Raw genomic sequence first — 15,101 nt, 5'->3', positions numbered from 1 at the left:
ACAGGCATATCACGAGGCTTTTTTTATGGTTTCAGCTTCCCGGGTACAGGACCACTTGTGTCGGTTTCTCGATGCATCTCCGACGGCGTGGCACGCAACCAGCACCATGACCGATCAATTGTCACAGGCAGGGTATCAGGCATTGGATGAGCGGTCAGCATGGACGCTGTCACCGGGGGGCCGATACATGGTTACCCGCAATGATACGGCGCTGATTGCATTTCAATTGCCTGAAAAGCCACTGGAAGGATTTTCCATGATGGGGGCGCATACCGACAGTCCTTGTCTTCGGCTGAAGGCCAATCCTCTGATTCAGTCAGATGACTGGTTGCAGCTTGGCGTTGAAGTGTACGGAGGGGCCTTGCTGGCGCCCTGGTTCGACCGTGATCTCGGGCTGGCGGGTCGCGTGCATGTGCGACGCTCGGATCAGACAATTGAAGGTATATTAATTAATACCAGGAAGCCAATTGCTGTCATACCTTCGTTGGCCATTCACATGGATCGAGAAGCCAACAAGAATCGGACCTTCAATGCACAGACCCAGATGTCGCCGGTGCTGTGGCAGGTTGGTGAAGGCCGTACGCTGGATGATCTGATTCGTGAGCTATTGAGGGTGCAGGGCGAAGGGGATATAGAGTGTGTGTTGGGTCATGAGCTGTGCCTTTATGATACTCAGCCTGCAGCTTGTATCGGCTGGGACGGTGAGCTTGTTGCCAGTGCGCGGCTGGATAATCTGTTGTCGTGCTTTTGTGCAACGCAGGCGCTGTGTGAGGCGTCTCCGGATCAGGCCGTATTGCTGGTAGCAAACGATCATGAGGAGGTGGGCAGTGGGTCGGCCAGCGGGGCTGAAGGCAGCTTTCTTCGTGACGTACTGTCCCGGATCAATGAATCTGCTGTTGGCGAAGGGGGAAGTGAGGGATGGGTGCGCATGATTCAGCGCTCGTTCATGGTGTCCTGTGATAACGCTCACGCGCTTCACCCCAATTACCCGGAGAAGCATGACGGTAATCATGGACCAAAAATCAACGGGGGCCCGGTAATCAAGGTCAATGCCAATCAGCGATATGCGACCAACAGTCAAACGCAGGCCCTGTTTCGGACTGCCTGCGCCATGGCCGAGGTACCGGTGCAGGAATTTGTGACGCGAGCTGATATGGGGTGTGGCAGCACCATCGGTCCGATTACGGCCACGGCCCTCGGAATCCCGGTTATCGATGTCGGATTGCCCCAGTGGGCCATGCATTCAATTCGTGAAACGGCAGGCGCGCATGACCCCGAATATCTCATTCGGGCCCTGGTGGCCTTTTTTGCTGCCGTCAATGATCGCTGAGCAGTCAGTAACGAAAAAACCCGCCAAAAGGCGGGTTTTTAAATTCTGGTGGCTACGCCCTGATTCGAACAGGGGACCCCATCATTATGAGTGATGTGCTCTAACCAGCTGAGCTACGTAGCCGTCGAACGGGGGTGGATAATACGGATCAGCCCCCGCCAAGTCAAGGATTTTAGACGTTAAACCGGAAGTGAATGACGTCCCCGTCCTTCACGATGTAGTCCTTGCCTTCCAGGCGCCATTTTCCGGCTTCCTTCGCCCCCTGTTCACCGTTGTTTGCCACGAAATCGTCGTAGGCAACTACTTCGGCGCGGATAAAGCCCTTCTGGAAATCGGTGTGGATGACCCCGGCGGCCTGAGGGGCCGTGGCGCCACACTTGACGGTCCAGGCGCGTACTTCCTTGACGCCGGCCGTGAAGTAGGTCTGAAGGCCCAACAGGTCATAGCCTGCACGAATGACCCGATCAAGCCCGGGTTCGCTCATGCCGAGCTCTTCCAGAAACATGCCACGTTCTTCGTCATCCAGCTCGGCAATTTCGGATTCCAGCTTGTTGCAGACCGGAACTACTACTGCGCCTTCCTGTTCTGCAATGGCGCGCACGATATCGAGGTAGGGGTTGTTGTCAAAGCCATCTTCATTGACGTTGGCAATGTACATGGTCGGCTTGAGGGTCAGGAAGCCGAACCCCTTGAGCTGTGAAAGCTCATCGCTGTCGAGTGCGAAGCTTCTCAGTGGCTGGCCTTCGGCGAGGTGCGGCTGGATGCGTTCAAGAATGGCCTTTGTCGTAACAGCATCCTTGTCGCCCCCCTTGGCGGCCCGCGCCAGACGGGTAATGGCGCGCTCAACGCTGTCCAGGTCTGCCAGAGCCAGCTCGATATTGATTGTCTCGATATCGGCCGTCGGGTCCACCTGGTTGGCTACATGGATAACGTTATCGTTATCGAAGCAGCGCACCACGTGAGCAATGGCGTCGGTTTCGCGGATGTTGGCCAGAAACTGGTTGCCCAGACCTTCGCCCTTGGATGCGCCTGCCACGAGGCCTGCAATATCCACGAACTCCATGGTGGTCGGGATTGTGCGTTCCGGCTTGACGATTCCTGCCAGGGTTTCCTGGCGTGGATCCGGTACCGGTACGATGCCGGTGTTGGGCTCGATGGTGCAGAAGGGAAAGTTTTCGGCGTCGATGCCTGATTTGGTCAATGCATTGAACAGTGTCGATTTGCCGACGTTGGGGAGACCGACAATGCCGCAGTTAAAACCCATGCTGTCATCCTGTATGTCGTGTTGAAACGGGTAAAAAGGAAGGCTGCTGACCGGACAGGGCGTTACTTTACGCTATGAAGATGGTTCATGGCGCGAGCCTTGTCGCCGCTTAATAATGCGGGGAGGGAGTCGATGGCAGCGTCAATGGCGGCATCGATGGCCTGGCGCTCTGCCTTGCCGGGAGCGCTCAATACGTAATTGGTGACCAGTTTTGCCTGGCCGGGGTGATCTATGCCAAGGCGGAGGCGCATGAAGCCGGCGTTATTGCCCGTAGCACTGATAATGTCGCGAAGTCCGTTGTGTCCGCCATGGCCACCACCCTGCTTGAGGCGGGCCTGGCCCGTGGGAATGTCCAGCTCATCGTGGGCGACGAGAAAGGCTTCCGGGGGCAGCTTGAAGAAATTGGCAAGGGCGGCAACGGCCTGACCGCTGCGATTCATGTAGGTCGTGGGGACCAGGAGGTGAAGTTCGATGCCCTGAAAGGAGACCTTGGCATACTGGCCGAAAAATTTCTTTTCCGGGCGCAGTGATGTGCCGCAGTGCCCTGCCAGGGCTTCGATAAACCAGACGCCTGCGTTATGTCGGGTCAGTTCATACTGCTGGCCGGGGTTTCCCAGACCAACCAATACACGAATGTCCGTCATGCAGGCGTCCTTATACTCAGCTTTCGCTGGCGTCGCTATCGGCAGCTTCGCCGGTACCGTCGTCGTCACTCTCGGTACCCGGGCTTGCGTGCGTTACACTGACGATGCCGTAGTCAGCGTCTTCGTCGCCGTGGCTCAGTGCAACCAGAGATACGCCGGAAGGCAGTTTGATGTCGGACAGGTGCAGGGTGTCGCCCATGCTCAGGTCGGCCACGTCCACTTCCAGATATTCCGGAAGGTCCTTCGGCAGGCAGCTGATTTCAACGTCGTTGTTCAGAACGTGCAGTACACCGCCTTCGTCCTTCACGCCCTTGCAGGTGGTGTCGTTGGTGAAGTGCAGCGGAACCGTCGTGGTCAGTTCGTGAGTAGCATCAACGCGCAGGAAGTCGGCATGCGTAATCAGCGGCTTGTACGGGTGACGCTGCAGGTCGCGTACAACCACGCTTTCCTTCTTGCCTTCAATGTCCAGCGTAATGATGGAGGAGAAGAAGGATTCGCTTTCGATGGCCTTGTAGAAGGCGGGCTTGTCGATGGCGATCGGCTGCGGTGCAGCTTCACCGCCGTAGACGATAGCGGCAACGAAATCGTTCTTGCGACGCAGGCGGCGGCTCGCACCTTTCCCCAGCTCGCTGCGAACGTGAGAGTTCAGAATGAATTGCTGTGACATGGTTTATTTACTCACTTTAAATGATGAAGGCGAAAACGGCTGTCCGCGACCAGACTGTCCGTTTCCGCCAAAAAGGCGCCGCGATGGCGCGGCGCCAGTACCTCAGTGCCTAGTGGAACATGGCGCTGACGGATTCTTCATTGCTGACGCGACGTATCGCTTCCGCGATCAGTCCCGCCATGCTTAGCTGCCGGATTCTGCCGCTTCTGCGGGCATGTTCCGACAGTGGAATAGTGTCACCAACGACCAGTTCATCGAGCTTGGACTGGCTGATGTTGTCCACGGCCGGGCCGGACAGGATCGGGTGAGTGGCGTAGGCCACCACACGACGAGCCTGGTGGGCCTTGAGTGCCTCGGCAGCCTTGCACAGGGTGCCGGCAGTATCGACCATGTCGTCGACAAGAATACAGGTACGATCCTTGATCTCGCCGATGATGTGCATTACCTGAGCCTGGTTGGCCTGAGGGCGACGCTTGTCGATGATGGCAAGATCGGTATTGAGCTGCTTGGCGATTGCTCGGGCACGTACCACGCCGCCGACATCGGGCGAAACGATGACGATGTCGTCATAGTTCTGGCGTTCGATGTCATCCAGAAGGATCGGAGAGCCGTAGACGTTGTCGACGGGCACGTCGAAAAAGCCCTGAATCTGATCGGCGTGAAGATCCATGGTCATGACACGGTCAACACCGGCCTTGACCATCATGTCGGCAACCAGCTTGGCAGAGATGGGGACGCGGGCTGAGCGTACGCGCCGGTCCTGGCGTGCATACCCGAAGTAGGGTACGACGGCCGTGATCCGTGTGGCCGATGCACGACGCAGCGCATCCACCATCAGGATCAGTTCCATCAGGTTGTCATTGGTAGGGGAGCAGGTAGATTGAAGAATGAACACGTCCTTGCCGCGAACATTTTCATTGATTTCAACGGCGATTTCCCCATCACTGAACTGACCAACTGTTGCATGGCCGAGTCTGTTATCGAGACATTCTGCAACTTTACGGGCGAGTTCGGGGTTGGCGTTCCCCGCGAAAACCATCAATTTAGACACGCGCAGCCACCTTTGGACGCTAATGGAGTCGTATAAGGAAACAGGTAGAACGAGACTGAGCCAGACGTTATCAAGTAAATGGCTGGGGTACCAGGATTCGAACCTGGGAATGCCGATACCAGAAACCGGTGCCTTACCACTTGGCTATACCCCAACACGTCGTCTGCCAGTCACATTATCCGGGGCTGTCCACGGTAATGTGAAGGGGAGAAGTATTACAGCCTTTCGCCACAAATGCCTGCCATTGCCGGCGACCATCGTGGGTGTCACGCTCCTGCTGAATACGGCGCAGAATGTTAGCGGCCTCTTGCTCCGACGTCAAGGGGCAGAATACACAGGCGCCTGTGCCTGTCAGTCGGGCAGGCCCGAAGGGCGCAAGCCACGTCAGGGCATCATCGATTTCAGGATAGAGGCGTCGGGCGACTTGCTCGCAGTCGTTATGGGTCAGGGTGAGGGCCTGGTCGCGCGAGATTGGTGGCGTATTTCTGGGCAGGTCCGGCGTTGAAAACAGGGAGGCAGTCGATACGTGTGGCCCGGGGTGAAGGACCACAAACCATTGCTCTGGCAGGGTGACTGGCTCCAGTCGCTCGCCAATGCCCTCTGCCCAGGCGCTGTACCCGCGAACAAATACCGGTACATCCGCGCCCAGAGGCTCTGCAAGTCGGGCCAGCACGTCGAGGGAAAGCCCCAGTGACCAGAGCTGGTTAAGCCCGACCAGAGTGGTTGCTGCATCGGAGCTGCCGCCGCCGAGCCCACCGCCCATGGGCAGATGCTTTTCCAGATCAAGCAGGGCGCCCCGGGAGGTTCCCGTGTAGTCGATCAGGGCATTGGCCGCTCTAACGATCAGATTGTCCTCATGGGCTACGCCCTCGATCGATGAGGCGAGCTGTATGCCGGGGGTGGCCGAGTCGCGAAAGTGCAGCGTGTCACCGTAATCAAGCAGCTGAAAAAGGGTCTGCAGCAGGTGGTATCCATCGGAGCGCCGCCCGGTGATATTTAGCATCAGGTTCAGTTTCGCCGGGCAGGGCAGGGACAACGTGCTCACGGCGAGGCTCCCGGCTGCCAGTTGGTTACGACCAGTACGGCACGGATGTCGCCCTGGGTCATGGTGATTCGGCCCGGTAGCCACAGGCCGTCAACCAGAGTCCAGCGCTTGTAGGTAATGACCCATCCGGCCTGACTCAATGTGGCCGGAAAGCCCAGATCATCTCTTTCGATATGCGATTCGCTGCCCGGGGCGGGGCGCGCCTTGATCCAGTGATCCAGCGATGAGACCGGTAGCGACCAGCCAAGACGCTCCTGCATCAGGGCTTCCGGCGTCGGGGCGCTGAACTCTCCATCGCCATTGGTCAGCGTGACCTGGCCGGGCTGGCCATCCAGCACGGTGCGACCCGCGCCGAAGGGGCCGGTCAGCAGCAGGCGATAATGGCTGGCCTGTTGTGTCCAGTCCAGGTTGGCACTCTGATGGGTGTCAGGCGCACGCAGGCCTACCTTGCCTGCGAGCTTCCACGTATCCAGCTCATCCAGCGTGGTCTGCTGGTTTTTCCAGTCCCCGACATGGCGCGTGCCGTTGGGGCCAGGAGCCTGAGTGGCGCAGCCGGCCAGCAGGGCAACAAGGGTTATCAGCGGTAATGAACGTGTCATGCAGCTACTCGTGTATCTGGGTGGAGGATGTGCCCTGTTCCGGCCTCAGGCTCGGGTGACGTGACAACAGGTCGTCCAGTGTAGGGTGTTCTTCAAAACGCTCAAGGGCATCGTTGATGACGGCAAGTGCCTGCGGGCGATGCCTGTCCAGCCACAGGGCTTCGGCCAGATGGGCGGCAAGTTCTTCGTCCGGCATGTCGTTGTAGGCCTGTTTGAGCAACAGGATTCCCTCTCGATAACGACCCGCACGGGTATAAGCCCAGCCCAGGCTGTCCTGAATGGCCGGGTCATCCGGGGCGAGCCGGTGTGCCTTTTCAAGGAGTGCGATGGCCTCCCTGGACCGGTCAGTAAGGTCGGCCAGAGTGTATCCGTAGGCGTTGAGAAGGTGAGGCTGGTCGGGGTGGCGCTCGACCAGAAGACGAAGATCGTCAAGGGCCGGACCTGTTTTTTGCTGGTTCAGGCGACGCATGGCGCGAAGGTAAAGAAGGTCGTCATTGTGATCGGGGTGATTGTCTATCAGGTCGTTCAGCAGCTGATCGCCCTGCCCGGGTGCGTCGAGGCGATCCAGCAGGGCTACCTGGCTGGCTGCCAGTTCGGCAAGGTAGTGTGGATGACGATCCCGTTGCGCCTGCAGCCATGCCACGGCGTCATCAGGCTGATTGATGTCCAGCAACAGGGCTACGGCCTGCCGTTGGGCTGCCATGAATGCACTACCTTCAGGGATGCGCTCATAATAGACCAGTGCCTGTGAAGGATTGTTCTGCTGGGTGGCTGCCGAGGCGGCCAGCAGCAGGCCCTCCGGTTGATCCGTGTCCAGCAGGGGGGATAGCAGTGCCATGGCCTGTTCGGGGGCCTTGTATCCCAGGTGAAGCCGGGCCAGTGACAGGCGCAGGCTTGTATCGTCATCTGTTCGGGCCAGCAGTTGCGCCGTCAGTGGGCGGGTGCGTTCAGGCTCTCCGGCGGCGAGACGTGCCTGAATCAGTGCCACTGTCAGTCGGTAATCATTCGGATGCACCGCAAGGCCCGCGCGGGCCGAGGCAATGGCCCGATCCGGCTGCCGGTCGGCGAGCCAGAGTTGCTGCCCTACCAGCCAGTAGTTGACGCCTGTTGACCGGATGCTCTCCGGACGCTCTTGCTGATAACGCTGTCGGGCCACGTCCAGTCTGTCAGCATGAATGTCGGCCAGAATCAGCGCCAGACGAGCTTCCTGATCCGTCGGGTGTGCGGCGATGTGTCGCTGGAGAGGCGGTATGAAGCCTTTGGCATCGGCCCCATGATGAATGGCGTTATCAATGAAACCAGCCAGGGTAGGGCGCTCATCCGGGGGTAATGTCAGCAACAGCGTCAGTGCTTCTGGCCAGTCCCTGTTACTTCCTGCCAGCTCCGCCAGTATATGTCGTGGAAGAGGGTTGGCAGGGGCGACTTCAGCCCACAGGCTGGCGGTCTGGCGCAGCAGCAGCTCATCATTGGTCTGCCCGGCCAGTCGCGTGGCCCGCTCCGCCATGGCGGGTGTAGTCATGCGCTCGCCATGGCTCAGGTACTCCCTGGTGGCCGTTTCAAACTGGCCGCGGGAGGCCGCCAGTTCGGCGGTCAACAGCCTTTCCAGATCAGCGCTTCGGTCGGAATCATTCGGCGTATACATGAGCTGACGATCGGAAAAGGCGGAGGGCGTGGCCGGTGCGGCGCAGCCGTTCAAGGTGCCCAGACCAATGGCAACTATAGGAAAGAACAATGTGCGAATGCCCATCCAGCCCTCGTATATTAGGTGTTTGTTCAGTGCAGGCGATGAGTGCATTCCTGCGTATTCACGCCATCCCAAGGACGCCAACGCTATGGTAGAATGCCCGTTTATCAAGGAGCAGGGGGCTATCAGTCTCTCTGATCTACCGACGATGATAAACCTGACGAGGACCATGGAACCCGAGACGTATCGTTCGCCTGGCAAGGAGAGCGCTGCGCCGGAGGACGCCAGTGAGGTCTGCGCCGCCAAGCTCTCTGAACGACACCGTAATATGACGCTTCTCGCACTGGGTATCAATCACCGCACCGCTGCTGTCGATGTGCGCGAAAAAATCGCGTTCTCGCCGGTCGAGCTCAATGATGCGCTGATCGACATGACGGCCATCCCGGGCGTCAGAGGATCGGTCGTGCTGTCTACCTGCAACCGTACCGAGCTGTATTGCGCACTTGAAACGGCGGGTGACGAGCAGGCCGTGGTGGAGTGGTTCAGCCGTTATCATGGCGTGTCTATCGAGGAAATCAGGGCGTGCAGCTACTGCCACACCGGCCCCGAGGCCGCACGCCATCTGATGCGCGTAGCCTGTGGTCTGGATTCCATGGTGCTGGGCGAGCCCCAGATCCTGGGGCAGCTCAAGGATGCCTATCAAAAGGCGCAATATCAGAAAACGGTAAAGGGCGAGCTGGATCGGCTCTTTCAGCATACCTTTTCGGTTGCCAAGCAGGTACGTACCGATACGGGAATCGGTGAAAACCCGGTCTCCGTGGCCTTTGCTGCCGTAAACCTGGCCAGCCGCATCTTCGATGACTTTTCTCGCTCGCGGGCGCTGCTGATCGGTGCCGGAGAAACCATCGAACTGGTGGCGCGTCATCTCCGGGAAGCCGGTATTCAGGGTATTATCGTGGCCAACCGCACTCAGGAGCGTGCTCAGACGCTGGCTGATGAAGTAGGCGGGGCGGCAATCGGGCTTGAAGAAATTCCGTCTGCACTGACCTGTGCCGATATCGTTATTTCATCCACCGCTAGTCCGCTGCCGATCCTGGGCAAGGGCATGGTGGAGGCGGCGCTCAAGACGCGGCGATTTCGTCCCATGTTCATGGTGGATATCGCGGTACCCCGGGATATTGAAACCCAGGTCGGTGAGCTGGACGACGTTTTTCTCTATACCGTCGATGACCTTCACGATGTGATCGAAGAAAACCGTCGTCAGCGCCAGGCCGCGGCCGATCAGGCCGAACTGATCATTACGGCGGGTATCGATGCCTGGCAGCACGAGCGCCGGATCAGAGGGGGCGGCCAGGTCATCCGTCAGTATCGCCAGCAGGCCGAACGACTGCGTCGCGATGCGGAGGCCCAGGCGCTTGCCCAGCTCGCCCAGGGGCAATCGGCGGAGGAGGTCATTCGCCGGCTGACCCATCAACTCAACAACCGGCTGTTGCATGGCACCACCCGGCGCCTGCGCGAAGCCTCGGGCGCCGAGCGGCTTGACCTGCTGCAGGCCGCCGAAGAATTATTGCTGGACCCTTCAGAGGCAGAACAGGACCCTTCATGAAAGCATCACTGCGTCAACGTCTCGATGGTTTTTCCGAACGCTTCGAGGAACTGGCCGCTCTCTTGTCCGACCCCGAGGTCATCGGGGATCAGCGTCGTTTCCGTGACTATTCCCGTGAATATGCCGATCTCGAACCTCTGGTCGAGGCATGGGCGAGTTATCGCCGTCTGGAAGCCGACCGCGAGGAAGCGGCGACCCTTCGAGAAGATGACGACGCTGACATGCGCGACATGGGTGAGCAGGAGTGGTATTTGCTGACCGATCAGCTCGAGGTACAGGAAGGTCAGCTCAAGAAACTGCTGGTGCCAAAGGACCCGAATGACGAACGCAGCGTCTTTCTTGAGGTTCGTGCCGGCACAGGCGGAGATGAAGCCGCCATCTTTGCCGGGGATCTGTTTCGCATGTATTCCCGGTACGGTGAGCTGCAGGGCTGGCGGACAGAGATCATCAGCCAGAGTCCGGGCGAACACGGCGGCTACAAGGAAGTCATCGCGCGTCTGTCCGGTCAGGGAGTGTATGGCCGACTCAAGTTCGAATCCGGTGCGCACCGGGTGCAACGGGTGCCGGCGACGGAATCCCAGGGCCGCATCCATACCTCGGCCTGTACCGTGGCCATCATGCCGGAAGCAGACAGCGTGGATGACGTCGAGCTCAGCGCCTCGGATCTGCGCGTGGATACCTTCCGTGCCAGTGGCGCAGGCGGTCAGCACGTCAATACCACGGATTCGGCCATCCGTATCACCCACCTGCCAACCGGTACGGTCGTCGAGTGTCAGGATGAACGTTCACAGCACAAGAACCGTGCCAAGGCGATGTCACTGCTGGCGGCAAGAATCAAGCAGGCTGCGGAAAGTTCGCTTCAGCAGCAGCAGGCTGATGAGCGTCGTTCGCTGGTTGGATCGGGCGATCGCAGTGAGCGCATTCGCACCTATAACTTTCCTCAGGGGCGGGTTACCGATCACCGTATCAATCTGACGCTTTACAAGCTGAACGAAATCATTCTTGGCAATGAGCTGGGCGACATCATCGATAGCCTGGTGCAGGAACATCAGGCAGATCAGTTGTCAGCCATGCAGGCCTCCTGATGTCAGCGGCGCGTATTGATGCTGTTCTGGCGGAGGCTGCGGAACAGCTCGGCAATATATCGGACACGGCGCGACTCGATGCTGATGTTCTGCTGGCGCATGTCCTTGAGCGGTCCCGCACCTGGCTTTATACGTGGAATGATCGGCTCGTGGATTCGTCTGATCTGGCGGCTTATCAGGCACTTGTCAGCCGCCGAGCCGAGGGTGAGCCCGTGGCTTATCTTGTCGGCGAGCGGGAGTTCTGGGGGCTGCCTCTTTACACCTCGCCGGCCACGCTGATTCCCCGCCCTGATACCGAGTGTCTGGTTGAACAGGCACTGATGCGCATGCCGGGTAAAACGGGGCAGCTGCTGGACCTTGGAACAGGCACCGGTGCCATCGCACTGGCTCTTAAAAGCGAGCGCCCCGGCTGGGACGTTACGGCGGTCGACCTGTTTGATGAGGCGGTGGCGCTTGCCCGGCGCAACGCGCAGCGTCTGAACCTTGATATCCGTTGCCGGCAAGGCAACTGGTTCGATGGCCTGCCTCCGATGCACTTTGATGTGATTGTCTCGAACCCGCCCTATATTGCCGACCATGATGAGCACCTGGATCAGGGCGATGTGCGCTTCGAGCCGCGCTCTGCGCTGGTTGCCACCGGTGAGGGGCTCGATGATCTTGCTCATCTGGTGAATGAAGCCCGTACATGGCTGTTCCCCGGCGGCTGGCTGCTGCTGGAGCATGGGCACGGGCAGGGCGAGGCGGTTCGATGTGCCATGCACCAGGCCGGGTTCGGCCATATTGATACCGTGCAGGATATCGGGCGACGTGATCGCGTGACCCTTGCACGTCTGACGTAACCCCAAAAGGATTTCGAAATGGATGACTCGGCCCTGCTGCGTTACAGCCGGCACATCATGCTTCCCCAGATGGATATCGTCGGTCAGGAGCGCCTGCTGGCCGCTCACGTTGTCATCATGGGCGTCGGTGGTCTTGGGTCTCCTGCGGCCCTGTATCTGGCGGCCAGCGGCATTGGTCATCTGACGCTGGTGGATGACGATGTAGTGGACGTCACCAACCTCCAGCGTCAGATCTCGCACACCACTTCATCACTTGGCCAGTCAAAGGCAGAGTCTGCCCGACGCCAGGCGCTGGCACTCAACCCCTCCTGTCATATCGATGCGTTGACGTCTCGTCCGGATGAGACGCATATGCGTGCGCTGGCGGTGGAGGCCGATGTGGTACTGGACTGCACGGATCGTTTCACAAGCCGCTATCAGATCAATCGTGCCTGCATGGCTGCGGGCACGCCGCTGGTTTCCGGTGCCGCCATTCGTTTTTCCGGGCAGTTGGCGGTATTCGATCCGCGCGATGAGGCCTCTCCCTGTTACGCCTGTCTGTACGGTGATTCCACTGAAGACGATGAGCTGACCTGCGCCGAAAGCGGTGTAGTCGCACCGCTGGTGGGCATCATTGGCGCCTTCCAGGCCCTTGAGGCGGTGAAGCTGCTGAGTGGGGCGGGGGCGCGGGCAGGCGGCCTGTCGACGCTGGATGGTCTGTCAGGAGAGTGGCGGCAGTTTGATGTGCCGCGTGACCCTGCCTGTTCGACCTGCCGAGACCGGGCGGGCGGTTAGCCCTGCCCGTGATGCTCTATCGCTTCGCCCACCGCATTGAACAGCGCGCTCAGTTCCTCGGGAGTGGTCGAGAAGGGGGGAGCAAACTGCAGGGTATCGCCGCCGTGACGAACATAAAAGCCCTGCTCCCACAGGGTTTTGGCGATGTTCGTGGGCTGCAGGGTCGGGTCCGCGTCTCGCGGTGCGAGCTGAATTGCGCCAGCAAGGCCGTAATTGCGCAGGTCGGTTATGCCCGGCACCCCCTTGAGTGAGTGCAGCCCTTCTTCGAAATGCGGTGCAAGCCGTCGTGTCTGACCCGGAAAATCCTCCTGCTCATATAAATCCAGTGCGGCCAGCGCGGCGGCACAGGCTACCGGGTGCGCCGAATAGGTATACCCGTGCGTAAACTCGATGGCATGTCGGGCGCTGCTCTGGTTCATGAAGGCGTCGTGAATGGTGCGGTCAGCAATGACAGCGCCCATCGGGATAGCGCCGTTGGTGACCTGTTTGGCAAGAGTCAGGATATCCGGCGTGACGCCAAATGCCTGGGCCCCGAAGGCGGCGCCTACACGTCCAAATCCTGTAATGACTTCATCGAATATCAGCAGGATCTCGTGCTCGGTGCACAGGGCACGAAGGCGTTCCAGATACCCCCTTGGCGGCACGATGACTCCTGCGGAGCCGGACATGGGCTCCACGATAACGGCAGCGATGTTGTCCGCGCCCTGCAGGGCGATATGATCCAGCAGGGCATCAGCCAGCTCGGCGCCGGTGTCTGCCTGACCGCGGGTAAATGACAGCTCCGGCTGCAGGGTGTGAGGCAGGTGGCTGGTTTCCAGCAGCGGGCCATAGGCCATGCGGTTGGGGCCGATGCCACCGACACTGGTACCACCGACATTGACGCCATGATAGCCCTTGGCACGGCCGATCAGCCGTATCTTTTCCGGACGCCCCCGCAGACGCCAGTAGGCTCTGGCCATCTTGATGGCCGTATCTGCTGCATCCGAGCCGCTATTGGTAAAGAAGACATGATCAAGGCCTTCCGGTGCCATGCTGGCAAGGCGTTTTGCCAGTGTGAAGGCCTGGGGGTGGGCATACTGAAAGGCGGGTGAATAGTCCAGCGTTTCCAGCTGCCGGGCCACGGCCTGTTGAATCTCGCGGCGATTGTGGCCGGCCCCGCAGCACCATAATCCGGAGAGCGAGTCAAACTTGCGTGCGTCCCTGTCATCAAACAGATAACGGCCTTCAGCGCGTGTAATGATGCGTGGAGTATCATGAAAGGCGCGGTTGCCGGAAAAGGGCAGCCAGTATGCCGAGTCGGAAACATCGGTATGGGACATGAGTGTTCTCCAGGCAGGCGAGCGTTGATCAGCCAATGATGTCCAAAGGAGGTCCCTGGAAGCAATAGAAGGATCAAGACGTTTACGTTGGCGATTAGCAATCCATCGCTATTCAAGCAGGCGCCTGATTAGTGTTGACTATAGGGATAGTGTTTCGAGGGCAGGGCGGCATGGATAATCATCAGGCATTGTCGAGCATGGATCTGCCCTTCGTGGGACGAGGTCGGGCGCTGGGGCAGGTCAGTGATGTCGATCTCAGATTGTTGCGTGTTTTCATGGCCGTGGTGAACAGTGGCGGGTTCAGTGCTGCTGAGCCGGTGCTGGGTGTGGGACGGTCTTCCATCAGCACGTACATGGCGGATCTTGAAACACGCCTGGGCCTTCGGCTGTGCCATCGCGGGCGGGCCGGCTTTCAGATGACCTCGGAAGGTGAGCAGGTCTTCGAGGCTGCCACGCGACTGTTCAGGGCCGTCGATGGATTTCTCGATGACATCGATAGCGTCCATCAGACACCGCGCGGCAGTCTGGCGCTGGGGCTGGCGGATGCGCTGGTGTCTCTGCCGGAGATGTCGATCACGCATGCACTGGCCCGGTTCAGCGCGGACTTTCCGGCGGTGCATGTTCATTTGCACATGCTGACACCGGAACAGGTCGAGCAGGGGGTGCTGGACGGTCAGCTTCAGGTCGGAGTTGTGCCGGCACGTCATCGGCTGGAGGGTTTGATATACCAGTCGCTTTACGAAGAGACCTCGGCCTTGTATGTCACGCCGGACCACCCGTTGGCCATCATGCCGCAGGCCGGGTTGGAGGAGGCGTTGCCTGATTGTGAGGCCGTATCGCCCGAGTATGCCCTTCCTCCTGCCGGCCATGCACTGCAGCGGCAGTTGCGCAGTACCGCGACAGCCTCCAATCGGGAAGGCATGGCGTTTTTGATTCTGACCGGACGCTATGTCGGATTCCTGCCCGTACACATGGCGACGCCCTGGGTGGCCCAGGGGCGGCTCGTGTCCGTCGCCCTGCCGACCTGGCAGTTCAGCACCGCGATGCTGGCCATCTATCGCCGCGAGCAGCGCCCCCATCGGCTGCGTGAAGGCTTCATGGCAACTCTCGCCCAGGTCATGAGCAATGACTCGGCATGAAATGAGCGGTATGGTTTCATTGATGCTGTCGTCTGGTTCATGACAGCGGCGTTGA

The 15,101-nt window shown here is 59.5% G+C and carries 14 protein-coding genes and 2 tRNA genes; 6 read left to right on the top strand and 10 right to left on the bottom strand.

Annotated features, from left to right (window positions below):
• Positions 1–25: 25 nt before the first annotated feature.
• Entirely contained in the window at positions 26–1,330 is a 1,305-nt protein-coding gene (locus OQ287_RS06240; protein WP_265895853.1) for a M18 family aminopeptidase, read from the top strand.
• A gap of 46 nt (positions 1,331–1,376) precedes the next feature.
• On the opposite strand, the gene OQ287_RS06235 is transcribed toward OQ287_RS06240, so the two are convergent.
• From OQ287_RS06235 to OQ287_RS06195, 9 genes are all read right to left on the bottom strand, one after another.
• Positions 1,377–1,453 (bottom strand) — tRNA-Met (locus tag OQ287_RS06235).
• 49 nt (positions 1,454–1,502) lie between these two features.
• Positions 1,503–2,594: a redox-regulated ATPase YchF gene (gene ychF / locus OQ287_RS06230; protein WP_250937802.1), complete on the bottom strand. Its 1,092-nt coding sequence runs from the start codon at positions 2,592–2,594 to the stop codon at positions 1,503–1,505.
• A gap of 62 nt (positions 2,595–2,656) precedes the next feature.
• Positions 2,657–3,238, bottom strand: coding sequence for an aminoacyl-tRNA hydrolase (gene pth, locus OQ287_RS06225; RefSeq protein WP_250937801.1), 582 nt, complete (start codon positions 3,236–3,238; stop codon positions 2,657–2,659).
• A 16-nt stretch (positions 3,239–3,254) separates the two neighbouring features.
• Entirely contained in the window at positions 3,255–3,905 is a 651-nt protein-coding gene (locus OQ287_RS06220) for a 50S ribosomal protein L25/general stress protein Ctc (protein ID WP_265895852.1), read from the bottom strand.
• A 109-nt stretch (positions 3,906–4,014) separates the two neighbouring features.
• Entirely contained in the window at positions 4,015–4,956 is a 942-nt protein-coding gene (locus OQ287_RS06215) for a ribose-phosphate pyrophosphokinase (RefSeq protein ID WP_250937799.1), read from the bottom strand.
• A gap of 79 nt (positions 4,957–5,035) precedes the next feature.
• Positions 5,036–5,110: transfer RNA gene (locus OQ287_RS06210), tRNA-Gln, on the bottom strand.
• Positions 5,111–5,131: 21 nt separating this feature from the next.
• Positions 5,132–6,001, bottom strand: a complete 870-nt coding sequence (gene ispE / locus OQ287_RS06205; RefSeq protein ID WP_265895851.1) for a 4-(cytidine 5'-diphospho)-2-C-methyl-D-erythritol kinase — start codon at positions 5,999–6,001, stop codon at positions 5,132–5,134.
• Positions 5,998–6,600, bottom strand: a complete 603-nt coding sequence (lolB, locus tag OQ287_RS06200) for a lipoprotein insertase outer membrane protein LolB (protein WP_265895850.1) — start codon at positions 6,598–6,600, stop codon at positions 5,998–6,000. The genes ispE and lolB overlap by 4 nt, the downstream gene beginning before the upstream one ends.
• Positions 6,601–6,604: 4 nt before the next feature.
• Complete coding sequence (locus OQ287_RS06195; RefSeq protein WP_265895849.1) at positions 6,605–8,347, bottom strand: tetratricopeptide repeat protein; 1,743 nt, start codon at positions 8,345–8,347, stop codon at positions 6,605–6,607.
• A 265-nt stretch (positions 8,348–8,612) separates the two neighbouring features.
• On the opposite strand from OQ287_RS06195, the gene hemA reads away from it, so the two are divergent.
• From hemA to OQ287_RS06175, 4 genes are read left to right on the top strand one after another with little or no spacing between them, the layout of a single operon-like run.
• Positions 8,613–9,890, top strand: coding sequence for a glutamyl-tRNA reductase (hemA, locus tag OQ287_RS06190; RefSeq protein WP_250938059.1), 1,278 nt, complete (start codon positions 8,613–8,615; stop codon positions 9,888–9,890).
• Positions 9,887–10,975 (top strand): peptide chain release factor 1, encoded by a 1,089-nt coding sequence (prfA, locus tag OQ287_RS06185; protein WP_265895848.1) that lies wholly within the window; start codon positions 9,887–9,889, stop codon positions 10,973–10,975. The genes hemA and prfA overlap by 4 nt, the downstream gene beginning before the upstream one ends.
• On the top strand, positions 10,975–11,814 hold the full coding sequence (gene prmC, locus OQ287_RS06180; protein ID WP_265895847.1) for a peptide chain release factor N(5)-glutamine methyltransferase: 840 nt from the start codon (positions 10,975–10,977) through the stop codon (positions 11,812–11,814). Before prfA ends, prmC begins: the two co-directional genes overlap by 1 nt.
• Positions 11,815–11,832: 18 nt before the next feature.
• Positions 11,833–12,588, top strand: coding sequence for a HesA/MoeB/ThiF family protein (locus tag OQ287_RS06175; RefSeq protein WP_265895846.1), 756 nt, complete (start codon positions 11,833–11,835; stop codon positions 12,586–12,588).
• Here the strand turns inward: OQ287_RS06175 and OQ287_RS06170 are convergent.
• Complete coding sequence (locus tag OQ287_RS06170; protein ID WP_265895845.1) at positions 12,585–13,907, bottom strand: aminotransferase class III-fold pyridoxal phosphate-dependent enzyme; 1,323 nt, start codon at positions 13,905–13,907, stop codon at positions 12,585–12,587. The genes OQ287_RS06175 and OQ287_RS06170 overlap by 4 nt on opposite strands.
• A gap of 170 nt (positions 13,908–14,077) precedes the next feature.
• Here OQ287_RS06170 and OQ287_RS06165 point away from each other — a divergent pair, with 170 nt between their 5' ends.
• Positions 14,078–15,046, top strand: coding sequence for a LysR family transcriptional regulator (locus OQ287_RS06165; RefSeq protein WP_265895844.1), 969 nt, complete (start codon positions 14,078–14,080; stop codon positions 15,044–15,046).
• The last annotated feature ends 55 nt before the right edge of the window (positions 15,047–15,101 follow it).

Source organism: Larsenimonas rhizosphaerae (genome assembly GCF_026240105.1).
In the GTDB taxonomy this organism is placed as follows: Bacteria; Pseudomonadota; Gammaproteobacteria; order Pseudomonadales; family Halomonadaceae; genus Larsenimonas; species Larsenimonas rhizosphaerae.
The sequence above is the reverse complement of the archived record's forward strand: the minus strand, read 5'-3'. Positions and strand labels throughout refer to the sequence as shown.